Origin of the sequence: Pseudomonas sp. GW456-L13, from assembly GCF_017350115.1 — a bacterium.
Lineage (GTDB): Bacteria > Pseudomonadota > Gammaproteobacteria > Pseudomonadales > Pseudomonadaceae > Aquipseudomonas > Aquipseudomonas jessenii.
This window is the reverse complement of record NZ_JACNAS010000002.1, coordinates 2,488,794-2,505,877: the sequence shown is the minus strand read 5'-3', so window position 1 is coordinate 2,505,877 and position 17,084 is coordinate 2,488,794. Positions and strand designations below refer to the sequence as shown.

At 60.2% G+C, this 17,084-nt stretch carries 17 protein-coding genes; 4 read left to right on the top strand and 13 right to left on the bottom strand.

Annotated features, from left to right (window positions below):
* Positions 1–34 precede the first annotated feature (34 nt).
* A complete protein-coding gene (locus J4D25_RS25635; RefSeq protein ID WP_057712619.1) occupies positions 35–322 on the bottom strand; it encodes a YheV family putative zinc ribbon protein in 288 nt (95 codons plus the stop codon).
* Positions 319–2,370 (bottom strand): oligopeptidase A, encoded by a 2,052-nt coding sequence (gene prlC / locus J4D25_RS25630; RefSeq protein WP_057712620.1) that lies wholly within the window; start codon positions 2,368–2,370, stop codon positions 319–321. The genes J4D25_RS25635 and prlC overlap by 4 nt, the downstream gene beginning before the upstream one ends.
* Before the next feature lie 88 nt (positions 2,371–2,458).
* Between prlC and J4D25_RS25625 the strand changes: the two genes are divergently transcribed.
* The gene (locus tag J4D25_RS25625; RefSeq protein WP_057712621.1) at positions 2,459–3,004 is read left to right on the top strand and encodes a gamma carbonic anhydrase family protein; all 546 of its coding nucleotides are present in this window, start codon (positions 2,459–2,461) and stop codon (positions 3,002–3,004) included.
* Positions 3,005–3,029: 25 nt separating this feature from the next.
* Positions 3,030–3,680: an HAD family hydrolase gene (locus J4D25_RS25620; protein WP_057712622.1), complete on the top strand. Its 651-nt coding sequence runs from the start codon at positions 3,030–3,032 to the stop codon at positions 3,678–3,680.
* A gap of 124 nt (positions 3,681–3,804) precedes the next feature.
* On the opposite strand, the gene J4D25_RS25615 is transcribed toward J4D25_RS25620, so the two are convergent.
* The 9 genes from J4D25_RS25615 to J4D25_RS25575 form a co-directional block, all read right to left on the bottom strand.
* Positions 3,805–4,428, bottom strand: coding sequence for an ABC-type transport auxiliary lipoprotein family protein (locus tag J4D25_RS25615; protein ID WP_057712623.1), 624 nt, complete (start codon positions 4,426–4,428; stop codon positions 3,805–3,807).
* On the bottom strand, positions 4,425–5,363 hold the full coding sequence (locus J4D25_RS25610; RefSeq protein ID WP_057712624.1) for an MlaD family protein: 939 nt from the start codon (positions 5,361–5,363) through the stop codon (positions 4,425–4,427). The genes J4D25_RS25615 and J4D25_RS25610 overlap by 4 nt, the downstream gene beginning before the upstream one ends.
* A gap of 1 nt (position 5,364) precedes the next feature.
* Positions 5,365–6,168, bottom strand: coding sequence for an ABC transporter ATP-binding protein (locus tag J4D25_RS25605; RefSeq protein ID WP_057712625.1), 804 nt, complete (start codon positions 6,166–6,168; stop codon positions 5,365–5,367).
* Positions 6,165–7,313: an ABC transporter permease gene (locus J4D25_RS25600; protein ID WP_057712626.1), complete on the bottom strand. Its 1,149-nt coding sequence runs from the start codon at positions 7,311–7,313 to the stop codon at positions 6,165–6,167. Before J4D25_RS25600 ends, J4D25_RS25605 begins: the two co-directional genes overlap by 4 nt.
* Positions 7,314–7,367: 54 nt before the next feature.
* Positions 7,368–8,396 (bottom strand): DUF5924 family protein, encoded by a 1,029-nt coding sequence (locus J4D25_RS25595; protein WP_057712627.1) that lies wholly within the window; start codon positions 8,394–8,396, stop codon positions 7,368–7,370.
* A 228-nt stretch (positions 8,397–8,624) separates the two neighbouring features.
* A complete protein-coding gene (locus tag J4D25_RS25590; RefSeq protein ID WP_057712628.1) occupies positions 8,625–10,001 on the bottom strand; it encodes a pitrilysin family protein in 1,377 nt (458 codons plus the stop codon).
* 56 nt (positions 10,002–10,057) lie between these two features.
* Positions 10,058–11,716, bottom strand: a complete 1,659-nt coding sequence (locus tag J4D25_RS25585; protein WP_057712629.1) for a Na/Pi cotransporter family protein — start codon at positions 11,714–11,716, stop codon at positions 10,058–10,060.
* Positions 11,717–12,009: 293 nt separating this feature from the next.
* Positions 12,010–12,777, bottom strand: coding sequence for a TerC family protein (locus J4D25_RS25580; protein WP_057712630.1), 768 nt, complete (start codon positions 12,775–12,777; stop codon positions 12,010–12,012).
* Between the two features lie 85 nt (positions 12,778–12,862).
* Positions 12,863–14,170: a CitMHS family transporter gene (locus J4D25_RS25575; RefSeq protein ID WP_008045759.1), complete on the bottom strand. Its 1,308-nt coding sequence runs from the start codon at positions 14,168–14,170 to the stop codon at positions 12,863–12,865.
* A 418-nt stretch (positions 14,171–14,588) separates the two neighbouring features.
* Between J4D25_RS25575 and J4D25_RS25570 the strand changes: the two genes are divergently transcribed.
* Positions 14,589–14,990 carry a GFA family protein gene (locus J4D25_RS25570; protein ID WP_057712631.1) on the top strand — a complete coding sequence of 134 codons (402 nt, stop codon included), beginning with the start codon at positions 14,589–14,591 and terminating at the stop codon, positions 14,988–14,990.
* Here the strand turns inward: J4D25_RS25570 and J4D25_RS25565 are convergent, their stop codons facing one another.
* Positions 14,991–15,317: a DOPA 4,5-dioxygenase family protein gene (locus J4D25_RS25565; RefSeq protein ID WP_057712632.1), complete on the bottom strand. Its 327-nt coding sequence runs from the start codon at positions 15,315–15,317 to the stop codon at positions 14,991–14,993.
* An 86-nt stretch (positions 15,318–15,403) separates the two neighbouring features.
* On the opposite strand from J4D25_RS25565, the gene J4D25_RS25560 reads away from it, so the two are divergent.
* The gene (locus tag J4D25_RS25560; RefSeq protein ID WP_057712633.1) at positions 15,404–16,066 is read left to right on the top strand and encodes an NAD(P)-dependent oxidoreductase; all 663 of its coding nucleotides are present in this window, start codon (positions 15,404–15,406) and stop codon (positions 16,064–16,066) included.
* Here J4D25_RS25560 and J4D25_RS25555 read toward each other — a convergent pair.
* Positions 16,063–17,013: a LysR family transcriptional regulator gene (locus J4D25_RS25555; RefSeq protein ID WP_057712634.1), complete on the bottom strand. Its 951-nt coding sequence runs from the start codon at positions 17,011–17,013 to the stop codon at positions 16,063–16,065. The two genes, J4D25_RS25560 and J4D25_RS25555, sit on opposite strands and share 4 nt — an antisense overlap.
* Between the last annotated feature and the right edge of the window lie 71 nt (positions 17,014–17,084).

Genomic DNA, 17,084 nt, shown 5'->3' with positions numbered 1-17,084 from the left:
CCCCGCTGCATTGCACAACGGGGGCTTTTTTCACTCAATTTTGTTCGTCAGGCTTTTTCTTCAGCTTCGGATTCGGGAAGAACTGAACCGGCTGAACCTTGGTGTCGGCAGGTTTTGGGGCGCTGGTGTTCACCCGCGTACCCAACTCCTTGGGCACTGACAGCCCTTGCTCATTGAGTGTGTCGGAGTAACCGCAGGCCACGCACTCTCGGTGCGGGACCTGGTCTTCATTCCACATCATCAATTTGTCCGGCTCGCTGCATGCCGGGCAGACCGCCCCGGCGATAAAGCGTTTTTTCGTAATCACAGGTCCCTCACTCATGCTGCCGCGCCCTCACTCAGGCCGCTGTGGCGCAAGAGTGCGTCAATTGATGGCTCACGACCACGGAAGTCGACGAACAGCACCATCGGCTCCTGGGAGCCGCCACGGGCCAGGATTGCTTCGCGGAACGCACGACCGGTGTCGGCGTTGAGCACGCCTTCTTCTTCGAACTTCGAGAACGCATCGGCCGACAGCACTTCAGCCCACTTATAGCTGTAGTAACCCGCGGCGTAACCGCCAGCGAAGATGTGCGCAAAGCTGTTGGGGAAGCGGTTGTAGGCCGGCGGACGCATCACCGAAACCTCGTCACGCACGCCTTCAAGCACTTGCAGCACGCTGCGGCCGTCGCCATGGGTGGCGTGCAGTTCGAAGTCGAACAGCGAGAACTCCAGTTGGCGCACCATCATCAGGCCGGACTGGAAGTTTTTCGCCGCAAGCATCTTCCCAAGCAGGTCCTGAGGCAGCGGTTCGCCGGTTTCATAATGACCGGAAATCAGCGCCAGGCCTTCCGGCTCCCAGCACCAGTTCTCCATGAACTGGCTCGGCAGCTCGACCGCATCCCAAGCCACGCCGTTGATGCCGGACACGCCAGCATGCTCGACGCGGGTCAGCAGGTGATGCAGGCCGTGACCGAACTCGTGGAACAGGGTGGTGACTTCGTCGTGGGTCAGCAGCGCAGGCTTGCCGCTGTCGGCCGGGGTGAAGTTGCACACCAGGTTGGCTACCGGGCTTTGCAATACACCACCAGCGGTGCGACGACGGTCGCGGGCGCCATCCATCCAGGCGCCGCCACGCTTGTTGGCGCGAGCATAGAGGTCGAAGAAGAAGCGGCCGACGTGCTGGCCGTGTTCCTTGATTTCGAACAGGCGGACATCCGGGTGCCAGGTGTCGAAGCCTTTCTGCTCGGCAATCTCGATGCCGTACAGGCGCTGGACGATGGCGAACAGGCCGCTGAGTACCTTGTCGATCGGGAAGTAGGCGCGCAGGGCTTCCTGGGCGACGCTGTAACGCTGTTCACGGAGTTTTTCGCCGTAGAAACCGCTGTCCCAGCTTTGCAGATCCGGGCAGCCCTGTTCGGCGGCATAAGCCTTGAGCTGTTCCAGATCCTGGGCAGCGAACGGTTTGCTGCGCTTGGCCAGGTCGCGCAGGAAACTCAGCACCTGATCGCTGGACTCGGCCATTTTGGTCGCCAGGCTCAACTCGGAGAAACTGCTGAACCCCAAGAGTTTTGCCAGTTCCTGACGCAGGTCGAGGATTTCTTCCATGACCGGGCCATTGTCGTTCTGGCCTGCGTTCGGCCCCTGGTCCGACGCCCGAGTGCAGTACGCGGCGTAGACTTCTTCACGCAGCGCGCGGTCCTGGGCGTAGGTCATCACCGCGTAATAGCTCGGGAATTCCAGGGTGATCAGCCAGCCGTCCAGATCCTTGGCCTGAGCCGCGGCGGCCATTTGCGCTTTGGCCGAATCGGTCAGGCCGGCGAGGGCGGCTTCATCGGTGATGTGCTTGGTCCAGGCCTGAGTGGCATCGAGCAACTGGTTGGAAAAACGGCTGCCCAGTTCGGACAGCTTGCTCTGCACTTCGGCGTAACGCTTTTGTTCGGCTTCCGGCAGGTCGATACCCGACAGACGGAAGTCACGCAGGGAGTGTTCCAGGATAGTTTTCTGCGCCACGTCGAAACCGGCGGCCTCCGGGCTGCTGGCCAGGGCTTCGAAAGCCTGGAACAGTTCGCGGTTCTGACCCATTTCAGTGGAATAGGCGCTCAAGGCCGGCAGGCACGACTCGTAGGCTTCACGCAGTTCGGCGCTGTTGCACACGGCATTGAGGTGGCTGACCGGGCTCCAGGCGGCGCCCAGGCGGTCGTTGAGTTCGTCCATCGCCAGCACCAGGCCAGCCCACGTTGGCTGTTTGACCTGGGTCTTGAGGATCTCGACGATAGCGGCACGGTTGTCAGCCAGGATCTGTTCAATGGCCGGTTGTACGTGTTCGGCGCGAATGGCGGAGAACGGCGGCAGGTCATAGGACTGCAAAAGAGGGTTGTTCACGCTCACGGTTGATACCTTGGCTGGAGAAACATGCAGCCATCTTAATTACAATCGACGTTCACCGCAGCTATCAGCAACAGAGAGAAACCCTATCGTGAACCTTCGCAAGTATCAGAACCACACGCCGCTGCTGGGTAAAGGCGCTTTTGTCGACAGCTCGGCGGTGGTGATCGGCGACGTTGAAATCGGCGAAGACAGCTCGGTCTGGCCGCTGACAGTGATCCGTGGCGACATGCACCGAATCCGCATCGGCGCGCGCACCAGCGTGCAGGATGGCTGCGTGTTGCACATCACCCACGCCGGGCCGTTCAACCCGGATGGCTTCCCGCTGCTGATCGGCGATGACGTGACCATCGCCCACAAGGTCATGCTGCATGGCTGTTCGGTGGGCAGCCGGGTGTTGATCGGCATGGGCAGCATCGTCATGGACGGTGCGGTGGTCGACGATGAGGTGATCATCGGTGCCGGCAGCCTGGTGCCGCCGGGCAAGCATCTGCAAAGCGGCTTCCTGTATGTGGGCAGCCCGGTGAAGCAGATCCGCCCGCTGACTGACAAGGAACGCGCGTTTTTTACCTACAGCGCGGCGAACTACGTGAAGCTCAAGGACCTGCATCTGGCCGAAGGCTACGACCAGCTTTGACCCTGCCCCTTATTCAGGATTCGACATGCATTACCAAACCGTTTTGTTCGACCTCGATGGCACCCTGACCGACCCACGCGAGGGCATTACTCGTTCGATCCAGTTCGCCCTGAGCAAACTGGGTATCGATGAGCCGGACCTGGCCAGACTCGAACACTTCATCGGCCCGCCGCTGTTGCAGGCATTCATGCAGTTCTACGACTTCGATGAAGCCAGGGCCTGGGAAGCGGTGAATTTCTACCGCGAGCGCTTCAAGGTCACCGGCCTCTACGAAAACCGGGTGTTCGATGGTGTCACGCCACTACTGGAAACCCTGGGCGGACAAGGGCGACAGCTGTACATCGCGACCTCGAAACCGTGGGTGTTCGCCCGGGAAATCGCCCGGCATTTCGATTTTGCCAAACACTTCAAGGTGATTTACGGCAGCGAACTGGACGGCACCCGGACCAACAAGGTCGAGCTGATCGCTCACCTGATGGCCGAAGAAAACCTGGACCCGGCCAACACTTTGATGATCGGCGACCGCAAGCACGACCTGATCGGCGCACGCAGCAATGGCCTGGACGCGGCGGCGGTAGGTTACGGGTTCGGCAGCCATGAAGAGTTGAGCGCCGAAGCGCCGGCGTATCACTTTGAGACGCTGGAAGAGTTGCATCAGGCGTTTTTGCCGAGCTGATCAGGCCGACACAAGTCAACTGTGGGAGCGAGCTTGCTCGCGATAGCAGTGTGTCAGGCACATTGATTGTGAAGGTGCCTCAGTCATCGCGAGCAAGCTCGCTCCCACAGGACTGCGCAAGTCCTCAAGGTCTGGGCGGCGGGGCGAGTTTCTGTCCTTGCTCAACCGCCCAGCTCACCACCTGCACAGTCAACTGATCACTCGCCTGACCGAACCCGGCCACCACCGCCGGGACCTGCACTTCACTGAGTGGCTGGCGCACTTCAAAGCGGCGGCTGGCGAGGATGCGCTGGTCGTAACTGCGCACCAGCAATGCATCCAGACGCACGACCGCGCTGGCATTCGTGCCCTGGTATTCAGTCTGGAACGCCTGCAGGCTGCCGCCCAATTCAAGATCGGTCTGGAAAATGCTGTCATCGGTGCTCAGCAGCGGCACCCGCCCGTCATGCTGGAAACCTTCCAGCAGACGATTGCGCACCAGCACCGGCGCCGGGTCGCTCCAGCGTGAACCCTTGTAGTGGCTGATCACATCGCCCTGGGGAATTACGGCAATGTTCGGACTGTTCAACGCTTCGCTGGACTGGAATTTGCTCAGGCGCAGCGACCAGCGCTGCGGCGTGCCATGGCTGGCCGATGCGCTCTGGGCCGACGGCAATCGATAGACCTCGAAGGGCTCGGGTTTGGGCAGGATCGAGCACGAACTGATCAATGTGAAGCCAGCGAGGAGGGCAATCCGAATCAGCTTCATGGCGTAAATTCCTTGGTCTTGTCACTGCCCAGCAGGTAACCGCTGGGGTTGGCTTCCAGGCGTGTGGTAATGGTGCGCAACGAACTCAGGGTTTCGCGCATCTCACGGACCGCCGGCCCCAGGCCATTAAGGCCTTGCATGCCGCTGTTGAGCGAATCCTGATTGGTGGTGATCAGTTTGTTGAGGGTGGCGCTGCTCTCCTGCAGCGACTTCATCGCCTGCTCGGCGCTGCCCAGCGCTTCCTTGCCATGCTCGTTGAGCAGCCCGTTGGCATTGCGCATCAACGCCGTCGTCTGCTCCAGCATGGTGTTGGCCTGCTTACCCACCGAGGCCAGTTGCTGCATGGTCTGGCGGATATCGCCGCGCTGTTCGGCAATGGCCCCGGTGGTTTGCTCCAGGTGCTCCAGGGTGTTGCTGATGCGCTCGATGTTTTCCGTGGAGAACATCAGATTGGCGTTATGCATCAGCGTACTCACCCCGGCCATCAGGTCTTCGCTGTCATTGAGCAGCCGGGCGATGGGCGAGGGCGAGGCGACGATGGTCGGCAGGTTACCGTCCTTGCCCTTGAGCGTCGGACTCTGTGGTGTGCCGCCGCTGAGTTGGATGATCGAAGTCCCGGTGACGCCGGTCAGGGCCAGTTTGGCCTGGGTGTCCTCCTTGACCGGGGTATCGCCGGCCAAGCGAATTCGCGCCAGCACCCGGCGCGGGTCTTTCGGGTCCAGGCGCAGCGAGATCACGTCGCCGACCTTGATCCCGCTGTACTGTACCGAGCTACCTTGGGACAAACCGCTAACCGCCTCGTTGAACACGACCTCGTAGTCCTTGAACTCGGTGTCGACACTGGACTTGGCCAGCCATAGGCCGAACAGCAGCGCGGCCGTCACCACAATCACGGTGAACAGGCCGATCAATACATGATGGGCTCGGGTTTCCATGTCAGACCTCGTTGAGCTGTTGGGCGGCCGTCAATGCCGCGCGGCCACGAGGGCCATGGAAGTATTCGTGAATCCACGCATCGTTGGTTTCCGAAACCTTGTCGATGGCGTCCGCCACCAGCACTTTTTTCTGCGCCAGCACCGCCACCCGGTCAGTGATGGTGTAGAGCGTGTCGAGATCGTGGGTCACCAGAAAGACACTCAGGCCCAAAGCATCGCGCAGGGTCAGGATCAATTGGTCGAACGCGGCGGCGCCGATCGGGTCGAGACCGGCGGTGGGTTCGTCGAGAAACAGGATGTCCGGGTCCAACGCCAATGCCCGGGCCAACGCAGCACGCTTGATCATGCCGCCGGACAGCGACGAGGGGTACTTCTCTGCGGCCGACAGCGGTAACCCGGCCAAGGCCATTTTCACCGCCGCCAGGTGCTCGGCGTCGTTGCGGCTCAAGCCGGCGTGTTCGATCAGCGGCAGGGCGACGTTCTCGGTCACCGTCAGTGAAGAGAACAGCGCGCCTTTCTGGAACAGTACGCCGAATCGCCGCTCCACCAGCGAACGCTCGTGCTCGGACAAGGTCGGCAGGTTTTTCCCGAAAACTTTCACCACGCCTTCACTGGGCTGGCGCAACCCGACAATGCTGCGCAGCAGCACCGACTTGCCGCTGCCGGAGCCGCCGACCACGGCGAGGATCTCGCCCTTGTACAAGTCCAGGTCGAGGTTCTCGTGCACGCTCTGGCTTCCAAAACGGTTGCACAACCCACGGACTTCAATCACCGCCTCGGAGGGCGCTCTGGGGATACGACTCACCAACCCATCTCCATGAAAAACATCGCGGCGATCGCATCCATCACGATCACCACGAAAATCGACTGCACCACACTCGACGTGGTGTGCGCGCCCACAGACTCAGCGCTGCCACTGACCTTGAAGCCTTCGAGGCAACCGATGGCGGCGATGAGGAAGGCGAACACCGGCGCTTTGACGATCCCCACCAGAAAGTGCTGAACGCCGATGTCCGTCTGCAGCAGCGACAGGAACATCGCTGGCGAGATATCCAGCGCCACCGCGCAGACCACGGCACCGCCGATAATCCCTGACAGCATCGCCAGGAAGGTCAGCATCGGCAGGGCGATCAGCAACGCCAGGACCCGCGGCACCACCAGCAACTCCACGGGGTCGAGGCCCAGGGTGCGGATAGCGTCGATTTCCTCGTTGGCCTTCATCGAACCGATTTGCGCCGTGAACGCACTGGCGGTGCGCCCGGCCATCAGGATCGCGGTCAGCAACACACCGAATTCGCGCAGGAAGGCAAACCCCACCAGGTCCACGGTGAAGACGGTGGCGCCGAAAGTGGCCAGCACCGTCGACCCGAGAAACGCCACCACGGCGCCCACCAGAAAAGTCAGCAACGCAACGATGGGGGCGGCGTCGAGACCGGTCTGTTCGATATGGGCGATCATCGGCGTGACGCGCCAGCGTTTGGGACGGAACAGGCCGCGGACGATGGTTTCGATGATCAGGCCGACGAAACCCAGCAGTTGCAGGGTGTCCTGCCAGACAGTGTCCACCGCGCGGCCAATGCGGGTCAGCAACTGAATGGAAACGCTGACTTCCGGTTCCTTGATCGGTACGCAGAAATCGGTCAACGAGCAGTAGACGGTTTGCAGCAACGCCCGATCAGCGGCAGAGAGTGTGCAATCAGGATGTTCGGCAGAACGACCGAGGCGCTCGGAGCCGAGCAGCTCGACCAACAGCGAGGCACCGGCGGTGTCGAGGGCGCCGAGACCATTGAGGTCGATGGGGGTGTTGGCGTCGTACTGGCCGTGGAGTTTTTCGCTCAACAGCTTGAGGTCAGCGTAATGGGCAAGCGTCCAGTCGCCCGTCACCCGCAACCGCGCAGGGGTACTCGAGGAGTCCAATCGGGCGTTGCCGGCCATCGTGCTGCTGATCATAAGCTCCGTGCTTGTTCAGTGATTACGCAGCTCTACGTAATAGCACGAACCGGACTACTTTTCTTTGATCGCTGTGCTGTCCGTGACTTTGAAGCGCAGCACGCCAATGACCTGGCCATCTTCGGTCAGGACCCTAACCTGCCATTTACCGGCCGGGTTGCCCGGGAAGTTCTGCTTGTGGGTCCAGGCCCGGTAACCTTCCTTGCGCCCGCCACGAATATCCAAGGGGATGCGGTCGACCTCTTTACCGTTGAACTGCCAGACGTGATAAATCCGCTCGTCCAGGCCACGCGGGGCGTTGATCGCGGTGTACGCATAAAGCCCGCCATTACGGATCTGTTCGGCGCTGACTTCGTCGAGACTGGCGCCAGGTGTGCGATCCTGCATTTGCGTACTGATGGCCACGTCGGTCATCCACAGCGTCGCCGGCGGCACCCACGAGCGCAGCTCCCAACCAACGGCGCCGATGCCCAGAGTGATACTCAAGATCGCCAGCGCATTGCGCAGGGTACGAATCGGGAAGATCGACGCCAGGCTCGGGAACGACAGCAGCACCGAGATACCCAGTGCCCATTTGAAACTTTGCGCGGTGGTCAGGTGCATGATCACCGGCAATGCGGTGAGCAGCGCGGCGAACAGGGTCAGGGTGTGCAGGGCCAGAAACGCCCAGCGCCGTGGAGCCAGCCACTTGTAGTAGAGCGGGTCGACGATCGAAATCAGCGCCGCGACGCCCAGCAACCCGGTGAAAAACAACTGGCCGCTGTTCCACGTCGTGGTGATGAAGAAGAACGGCAGGACAAAGAACAGGCTTTCCTGATGGATCATCTGCGTTGCGTAACGCAACAACGGTTCCGGTATTTCGCGCTTGAAGATGCGCGTGAACAGCTTGGTCAGGCTGTTTTCCAGCATCAGCCAGATCCAGCTGATCAGCATGATGGTGGTGATCCAGCTCGCCAGGCCTTGCTGGCGATCGACCAGAATGAAACTGCCCACCCCGGAGATGAAACCAAAGAGCGCAATGACCCCAGGGTACCGCTTCATCAAATCAAGGATGCGCTGTACGAAAAGGGATAGGTTTTGCATTCGGTGGTTTCACAGTCGTCGTAGGAAAAAACCTCGACAGGGTACCGCTGGTACGGCGCTGTGGCGAGGGTTCACGATCAGTTACACCACGCAACCTGTAGGAGCGAGCCTGCTCGCGATGAGGCCGGCACATCCAACATTTTCGGCGGCTGACAATCCGCTATCGCGAGCAAGCTCGCTCCCACAGGGAACCGGCAAGGCCTCTCAGTCCGTTGTCACATGGAATGGTTACTTCCTGCGGTGCAAACGCCAGCCCACCAACATCAACACGATCAAGCCCACCCCACCGACCACCAGCCACATCAACTGGTCATAACTGAACAAAGGCTTCTCGATCCGCAAATACCCCGGTTGCAGGAGCAATTCACGCACGGCCTTGTTCGCTTCTTCCAGGGTCACCCCTTGCAGCTCCCGGGCCGGGTTGGTGAAGTGACCGTCCTCGTAGTTACCGATGGCGCTCCAGTAGTAGTCGGCCAACGCGCTGTTGCCTTGTACGGCCCAGGCCTGGCGGGCAATCGCGGCCTGCTTGAGGCGGTTGAAGGTGTCGGCATTGAGGCCGTCCTTGAGCAGACCGGCCTTCAGGTCCTCGAGTACTTGTTCGGCATCGGCCACGGCGTCGCGCTCAAGGTCGGCGTTGAGGCTCATGAAACCCACGCCGCCGAACACCTCGCGCTCCGCCCACGGGCCGTAGGACAAACCGTGAGCCAGGCGTAGCTGGCGATAAAGCGCCCAATCCAGATAGTCCTTGAGCAAATCGAAGGTTTCATCGTGCCCATCCTCCAGTACCGGCTCCGGCACCAGCCAGTGCAACTTGGCGCCGTTGCCGACCAGGCTGTGGGTCAAGGTGCGCTCATGGGTGGCGCTGGCCTGGATTTGCGGCAGCGGCGGATGCTCGCCAGGGGTGATCGCTTCCAGCGCGCCATACTCCCGTTCCAGATAGGCTGGCAGCAACTTGTCGAGGTCGCCGACCACGATCAGGGTCATGTTGTTCGGCGCATACCAGTCCTTGCGCACCTGCTCCAATTGTTCACGGGACAGGTCATCGACCTGCGCACGCTCCGGGCATTTGAGGCCCAACTCCACGGCCAGTTGGTTGCTGGCCGTGTGGCCGAGGTCCTGACGATCGAGCCAGCGCTGCAGGTGCGAGTAGTGGCCGCCGTCTTCACGCTCGACCACTTGCTTGGCCGCGTTAATGGCGCTGTCGTCGAAGCGGGTCTGGGTCAGCAGCGCCAGCAACAGGTCGAGCACCTTGCGCTGGTTTTTCGCCGGGGCTTCGATGACGAAAGTCGTATCGGCATTACTGGTGAACGCGTTCCACTCGCCGCCCAGAGCCTGCATGCTTTCTTCCAGGCCGCCTTCGCCGCTGGCGTCGATACCGCTGAACAACAAGTGTTCCAGCAGATGCGGCAACTCCTTTTCTTCGCACTTGAAATCGTCCAGGCCAACGCCGACCACCAGCCGGATTGCCACATGCCCGTGGTCAGTGCCGGGCTTGAGCAGCAACTGCAAACCGTTGCGCAGGGTGTAGCCCTCGACCTGGAAGCGATCCAGGGCGAATGACGGGAGTGAACCTAGCAACAGGCAGGCGAACAACAGACAACGCATAACGAGCTTCCGTACGGCTAGCGTAAGTTCAACAGACTTCAGGCAACTGTGGACGTTCAGGGTGAATGAGTGATGTCACTCAAATCGTCGACCACCAGCGCACCTGTGTCCGATGTTTCCAGCACCACGTAGGCACTGCTGCAAAACAGCGAATTAAGACGCTTCATGTCGGCGATCAGCTCCAGGTGCAACGAACTGGTTTCGATACTTTGCACGATTTTACGTTGCAAGCGGCTGACATGAGCGTGAGCCAGGCGCCGCTCCTGTGCGCGGAAACGACGTTTTTCACGCACCAGCTGGCGGGCACTTTCCGGGTCGCCACTGAGAAACACCGACATCCCGAGCCGCAGGTTGGAAATCAACTGAGTTTGCAGCCCGGTCAATTCGTCCAGCCCCACTTCGGAAAACGACCGGCGCTGCGAGGTTTTCTGCTGCTGGACCTTGCGCAGCATGCGTTCGATCAAGTCGCTGGCCAGTTTCAGGTTGATCGCCAGTTCGATGATTTCCGCCCAGCGCCGGCTGTCCTGATCGCTGAGATCTTCCCGGGGCATTTGCGCCAGATACAACTTGATCGCGCTGTAGAGCGCTTCGACATCGTCGGTCAGACGCCGCATTTCCTGGGTGACGGCGGTTTGCTTTCCGCGCAACACGTCGAGCATGGCTTCGAGCATGTTGTCGATCAGGTCGCCCATGCGCAGGGTTTCCCGGGCCGCGTTGGCCAGCGCCAAACCGGGGGTGACCAACGCCGTGGGGTCAAGGTGTCGGGGCTTGGCCGTACCGTTGGCTAGCGGGCGCTCCGGCAGCACCCAGGCACAAAACCTGGCCATCGGCCCAACACTGGGCAGCAAGATCAGGCAACGCGCGATGTTGTAGAGCAGGTGAAAGCCAATGACCATTTCCTGAGGGCTGAAATCCAGGCCATCGAGCCAGTGCACCAGCGGATCGAGCACCGGAATGATCAGTAAAAGACCAATCAGTTTGTACAGCAGGCTGCCCAGCGCCACTTGGCGCCCGGCGGCGTTCTGCATGCTGGTGCTGAGGAACGCGAGTATGCCGCTGCCGATATTGGCGCCGATCACGAGCCCGATGGCCACCGGCAGGCTGATCACGTTGGCGCCCGCCAGGGTCGCGGTGAGCAATACAGCGGCCAGGCTGGAATAGGAAAGCATCGCGAACAGCGCGCCGACCAGGGCGTCGAGCAGGATATCGCCGGTGAGCGAGGCGAAAATCACCTTCACCCCTTTGGCATGGGTAATCGGGTGCGCGGCTTCAACAATCAGTTGCAGCGCCAGAATGATCAACCCCAAGCCAATGGCGACACGGCCCATCTGCCCGAGTCGGGTCTGCTTGCGCGACAGAAAGAAAATCACCCCGGCAAAAATCAGCAACGGCGACAACCACGACAGATCGAACGTCAGCACCCGCGCCATCAGGGCCGTACCGACATCGGCACCGAGCATGGTGACCAACGCTGGCGTAAGCGCCATCAGGCCCTGGCCGACAAAGGAGGTGACCAGCATGGCGGTGGCGTTGCTGCTCTGGACCATCGCCGTCACGGCGATCCCGGAGAGGAAAGCCAGCCAGCGGTTGGACATGTTATGGCTGATGACATGGCGCAAGTTGGTGCCGTAGACCCGCAGGATGCCGGTTCGGACGATGTGCGTGCCCCAGATCAGCAGGGCCACGGCAGAAAGCAAATTGAGCAGGGTGAGCATAATGACCCCCTGTGGTGTAGCGCCCCAAAGGAGCAAGTTGACGGTACCGCGTGACGTTCTACGTTCTGTACTTAAGCTGTAGTTGGCTAACGGTCTGCGCGCCAGCATCGCATAGCCAAAGACGCGATTGAAACAAAACTGTCATGAAAAGAGCGATCTTCCAGCCACACAAAACACTGTGGGAGCGAGCTTGCTCGCGATGAGGCCATCAGATTCAACTTTGACGTTGACTGACAGACCACCATCGCAAGCAAGCTCGCTCCCACAGGTTTTGCGTATTTATCGCTACCGGGTTACTGGCCCGGAATGTCCTTGCGCAGCCTTACCGGATCCTGCTGTTTCTTCTTTTTCGCGATGGCAGTGCGCATCCTGATGTTGATCGCTTCCACCGCCAGCGAGAACGCCATGGCGAAGTAGACGTAGCCTTTTGGCACGTGCACATCCAGGGATTCGGCAATCAGCACCGTACCGACGATCAGCAGGAACGACAGCGCCAGCATCTTCAGCGACGGGTGCTTGTCGATGAACTCACTGATGGTGCCAGATGCCCACATCATCACCAGTACGGCCACGATGATTGCCGCGACCATGACCGGTACGTGGGAGACCATGCCGACTGCGGTGATCACCGAGTCCAGGGAGAACACGATGTCGATGATCGCGATCTGGATGATGGTGTAGAGGAAGTTGCCGCCCTTGCCCGAAGGCTCTTCGTTGGTTTCGTCTTCACCTTCCAGCGCGTGGTACATCTCTTGCGAGCTTTTCCACAACAGGAACAGACCACCGAAGAACAGGATCAGGTCGCGTCCGGAAATACCCTGGCCGAATACTACGAACAGGTCCGCCGTCAGGCGCATGACCCAGGTGATCGACAGCAGAAGCAGGATTCGCGTGATCATGGCCAGCGCCAGACCGAAAATCCGGGTGCGCGCCTGCATGTGTTTGGGCATGCGGCTGACCAGGATCGAAATCATGATGATGTTATCGATACCCAGGACGATTTCCAGGGCGGTCAGGGTGAAGAAGGCAACCCAGATTTCAGGGTTGGTCAGCCATTCCATGTGTATTCCTTTGAGCGATTGTTAAACCACAACGGGCCCGGGCTTCAAACAGCGAAGCCTGGACCCGAAGTGGTGAGTCTTGGGCTTATAGAGTGCTGAACACCGGGAAAGTCCCCAACAGCAGTGCAGCAATCAGTATGCAGATACAAACCAGCACTGCCCACTTCAGGGTGAAGCGCTGGTGGTCACCGAAGTCGATGCCAGCCAGGGCCACCAACAGGTAGGTCGATGGAACCAGCGGGCTCAACAGGTGGACGGGCTGACCGACGATCGAGGCACGTGCCATTTCCACTGCGGTTATACCGTAATGGCTGGCGGCTTCGGCAAGTACCGGTAACACGCCGTAATAAAATGCATCGTTCGACATGAAGAAAGTGAACGGCATGCTTACCAGTGCCGTGATCACTGCCAGGTACGGGCCGAGGAAATCCGGAATCACCGCCAACAGGCTCTTCGACATGGCGTCGACCATCCCGGTGCCGGTCAGGATACCGGTGAAGATACCGGCCGCAAAGATCAACCCGACCACGGCCAGTACGCTACCGGCGTGAGCCGCGACGCGATCCTTCTGCTGTTGCAGGCAAGGGTAGTTGACGATCATGGCGATACTGAACGCCACCATGAACAGTACCGGCAACGGCAGCAGGCCGGCGATCAGGGTGCACATCAGGGCCAGGGTCAGGGCGCCGTTGAACCAGATCAGCTTCGGACGACGGGCATCCGGGAACTGCGAAACGCTGATTTCACTGTGGTCGATTTCATCGCCCACCAGGTGCAGTTCACCCAGACGCGCACGTTCACGCTTGCCGTAGAAGTAGGCAATGACCAGGATCGCCACCACACCAGCCAGCATCGCAGGAATCATCGGTACGAAGATGTCGGACGGATCCACATGCAACGCACTGGCGGCGCGAGCGGTCGGGCCACCCCATGGGGTCATGTTCATCACGCCACCGGCGAGGATGATCAGGCCGGCCATGATTCGCGGGCTCATGCCGATACGGCTGTAGAGCGGCAGCATGGCGGCCACGCAGATCATGTAAGTGGTCGCGCCGTCACCATCGAGGGAGACAACGAGCGCCAGAACGGCGGTGCCGACCGAAACCTTCAGCGGGTCGCCCTTGACCAGTTTGAGGATCTTGCGCACGGCCGGGTCGAACAGGCCGGAGTCGATCATCAGGGCGAAGTACAAGATAGCGAACATCAGCATCACGCCGGTTGGCGCAAGCTTGGTAATGCCTTCGAGCATCATCGGACCGATCTTCGGCGAAAAACCGCCGAACAGGGCAAAGATGATTGGAATGATGATCAGGGCGATCAGCGCGGACAGGCGCTTGGTCATGATCAGGAACATGAACGTGATGACCATGGCGAAGCCAAGGAAAGTCAGCATGGGAATACTCCAGGCGTAGCGCGGCTAGGGAATGGGCGGATCAGGCGGGATCAGCGCAGAACGGGAAGCACGGGACGTACGGGCGGAGTTGCAGCGAAGCGGCGGATGGAAGAGGACATCAGAATCACCATTGTTGTTGTTAAATGGGCTGTGCGAGCGATAAAACGCTGGCATTGGCCAACCGGTCTGTTGCCGGTAGTGGGGGCGATCCTAATCGGGGAAGCTTTCAGCCAGCTTTCGGCGATGAACGCGTTGACCGGAAGTACAACCGGTCGTCGGACTGGGGCATGAAGGTGAACCGAGTTACGGCCTTCGCGAGCAAACCCGCTCCCACACTGGATCTGTGTCGTACACAAAGCCAATGTGGGAGCGGGCTTGCTCGCGAAGGCGTCGGTAATTACGCATCAGGAGGAATGCCATGAACAAAACTCATACCGGCGGCTGCCATTGCGGGCAACTGCGCTATCAATTCAGCGGGCCGCTGCACGATATCGCCCACTGTCATTGTTCGATTTGCCGACGGGTCAGCGGCGGCATCGTGACTACCTGGATAACCGTGCCGGCATCCGCCTTTCAATGGCTGGCCGGGACGCCGTCGCGGTACGAATCTTCATCCACCTGTGCGCGATATTTCTGCGGCCACTGTGGGGCGCAACTGGCACTAGCGACGCAACTAAGCCCGGAAAGCATCGACCTGACCATCGCCACCCTCGACCATCCTGAGCAAGCACCAGCCGAGCGGCACATCTGGACCGACAGCCGCTTGCCGTGGCTGCATCTGGACGAACATTTGCCCGGTGAGGCTGAAGAAACACTCTGATCAAAAAACAGACAGGTCCAGCGGCCGAATCGCGCCCATCCAGATCGCGTGCTCGGTGTGGTCAAGCAAATCGTCGCCGGTGTCCGGGTGCAGGAACACCACCAGCCCCTTGCGGTTCAGCGCCAGCCACGGCAGAACGTCGCCCAGCACCTGCGGTTCGAACGCCAACTGGCAGCTCCAGTCCGGGTGCGGACCGACCGGGCGCTCGTGCACGCGGCCCATTTTCAATGGAAACAATTGCGCCGCCCGTTCACATAAGGCTCGCGCCTGCGAGATCGTGTTGGCATCGAAATAAACGTGGGCGTGGTAGCCCGTTATCTGCTGCATCTGAATCCCTCTGAAAGTTGTTCGAACCCTCGCCGTTTCCTGCGGGTCAAACGTTATACAGACGCTGGAAAACAGGAAGCCCAGCCATGAAAAATGCCGAAACCCCCGTCGTGAAAGTGGTGCTTTATGGTGCCATGAGTAGCCTGGGCAGTGCGCTGATGGCTGAAATGCTGCGACGCCAGCATGAAGTGATCGCGATTCTCGATGACCTGACGGCGCTGGCACCCCGTCCGGGGCTGCGCACCAAGACTGGCGACCTGTTCGACGCGCAACGGGTCAAGCAGAGTGTGGCCGGCAGTTCAGTGGTTATCTGCTTACTGGACGCACCAGGGTTACCGTTCAATAGCGAACACGTGGAAAAAGCCATCGTGCCCGGCCCGGTCGAGCAGGTGCTGGCAGTGGATGCGCTCATCGATGGCATGCAGGCAGCAAACATCGCCCGATTGTTTCTGGTGGGTGATTTCGACGTGCTGGACGACCCGGAAACCGAGGATAGCTTGCAACGTCACGCCGCCGAGGAAATCCGCGAGGCACTGCAAAGCAGTCCTTTGAAGTGGACGCTGGTTAACGAACCGCGCGGGGTACCAGGGCTGACCATCGAACACTTTGCCAACATCGGTGGCAACCCCGAACCGGGGTTGGTTGAACCGCTCAAACGGCTGGCCCGCACTGCCGTGGGCATTGCCGATGAATTGCACCTGAACCTGCACATCGGCGAGCACGTCAACTTCATCGCAACCGACAGTTAAACCGCAATGGACGGCAGCGTCAGGCCGTTGAGCGATTGCGCACTGCAGGCCTGTTCCGCCATCAACCAATCCACAAACTGCTGGATCAATGCTCCGCGTCTTTTGCGCTGGGGCAGAACCACGTAGTAACCCAGCCTCGACATCACCGTTTCGCCGATCGGTCGACACAACAACCCTTGCGCCAGCAAGTTATCCACAAGGTGGCGCCAGCCGATGGCCACGCCCTGGCCGCCAATCGCCGCCTGAATCAGCAAGGTGTAATTATCGAAGCGCAACTGCCCGGGCGCCGGGGGCGAGGTAATGCCCAGCTCGCGGAACACACCACTCCAGTCGAACCAGTTACTGCTGTGTTCCCCACGCAGGTGCAACAAAGGAAACTCCAGCAATGCCTGGGCTGGCAAGGGCAGTGGACGCTCGCTCAACAACTGCGGGCTGCACACCGGAAACACTTCCTCGCTGAACAGCCAATGGCTTTCACCCTGCTTGAAGCGGCCATCGCCGAACAGCACCGCCACATCGATATCGGTACGTAGCATGTTATGGCTGCGTTCACTGGTGACCAGGCTGACATCCACCTGCGGATTGGCCGCGTGAAAGCGGTGCAGACGCGGCATCAACCAATAGGCGGCGAAGGCAAAATCCGTGGCCACCTGCAGCACTTCATGCTGTTGCTGTGCGCTGATTGCGCTCAATCCTGCGTCGATATTCTGCAAACCGAGCTGAACCTGCTCAAAAAGAATCTGCCCAGCCTCTGTCAGTTCGATTCCGCGATAAATGCGGTCGAATAGCCGTGTTGCCAGTTGTTCTTCCAGGCGCTTGATCTGCTGGCTGATGGCCGGTTGCGTGGTGCCCAGTTCAACCGCCGCCGCTGTGAAGCTGCGCTGACGGGCCGCCGCTTCGAAGGCGCGAAGCAGATCCAGTGACAGGTCACCAAGGGCGTCATACATAAGCTGTGCTTATCCTAGTCATTGCCGCGTATGGGCTTTACCACAAGGTGCGAGGGTTTCATTCTCAAAGC

Coding starts and splice junctions, on each gene's coding strand:
- J4D25_RS25635 (WP_057712619.1), bottom strand. CDS start 322: ATGAGTGAGGGACCTGTGATTACGAAAAAACGCTTTATCGCCGGGGCG.
- J4D25_RS25580 (WP_057712630.1), bottom strand. CDS start 12,777: ATGGAATGGCTGACCAACCCTGAAATCTGGGTTGCCTTCTTCACCCTG.
- J4D25_RS25575 (WP_008045759.1), bottom strand. CDS start 14,170: ATGCTGACTTTCCTTGGCTTCGCCATGGTCATCACGTTCATGTTCCTG.
- J4D25_RS25570 (WP_057712631.1), top strand. CDS start 14,589: ATGAACAAAACTCATACCGGCGGCTGCCATTGCGGGCAACTGCGCTAT.
- J4D25_RS25565 (WP_057712632.1), bottom strand. CDS start 15,317: ATGCAGCAGATAACGGGCTACCACGCCCACGTTTATTTCGATGCCAAC.
- J4D25_RS25600 (WP_057712626.1), bottom strand. CDS start 7,313: ATGATCAGCAGCACGATGGCCGGCAACGCCCGATTGGACTCCTCGAGT.
- J4D25_RS25595 (WP_057712627.1), bottom strand. CDS start 8,396: ATGCAAAACCTATCCCTTTTCGTACAGCGCATCCTTGATTTGATGAAG.
- J4D25_RS25610 (WP_057712624.1), bottom strand. CDS start 5,363: ATGGAAACCCGAGCCCATCATGTATTGATCGGCCTGTTCACCGTGATT.
- J4D25_RS25560 (WP_057712633.1), top strand. CDS start 15,404: ATGAAAAATGCCGAAACCCCCGTCGTGAAAGTGGTGCTTTATGGTGCC.
- J4D25_RS25615 (WP_057712623.1), bottom strand. CDS start 4,428: ATGAAGCTGATTCGGATTGCCCTCCTCGCTGGCTTCACATTGATCAGT.
- J4D25_RS25555 (WP_057712634.1), bottom strand. CDS start 17,013: ATGTATGACGCCCTTGGTGACCTGTCACTGGATCTGCTTCGCGCCTTC.
- J4D25_RS25585 (WP_057712629.1), bottom strand. CDS start 11,716: ATGCTCACCCTGCTCAATTTGCTTTCTGCCGTGGCCCTGCTGATCTGG.
- J4D25_RS25620 (WP_057712622.1), top strand. CDS start 3,030: ATGCATTACCAAACCGTTTTGTTCGACCTCGATGGCACCCTGACCGAC.
- J4D25_RS25590 (WP_057712628.1), bottom strand. CDS start 10,001: ATGCGTTGTCTGTTGTTCGCCTGCCTGTTGCTAGGTTCACTCCCGTCA.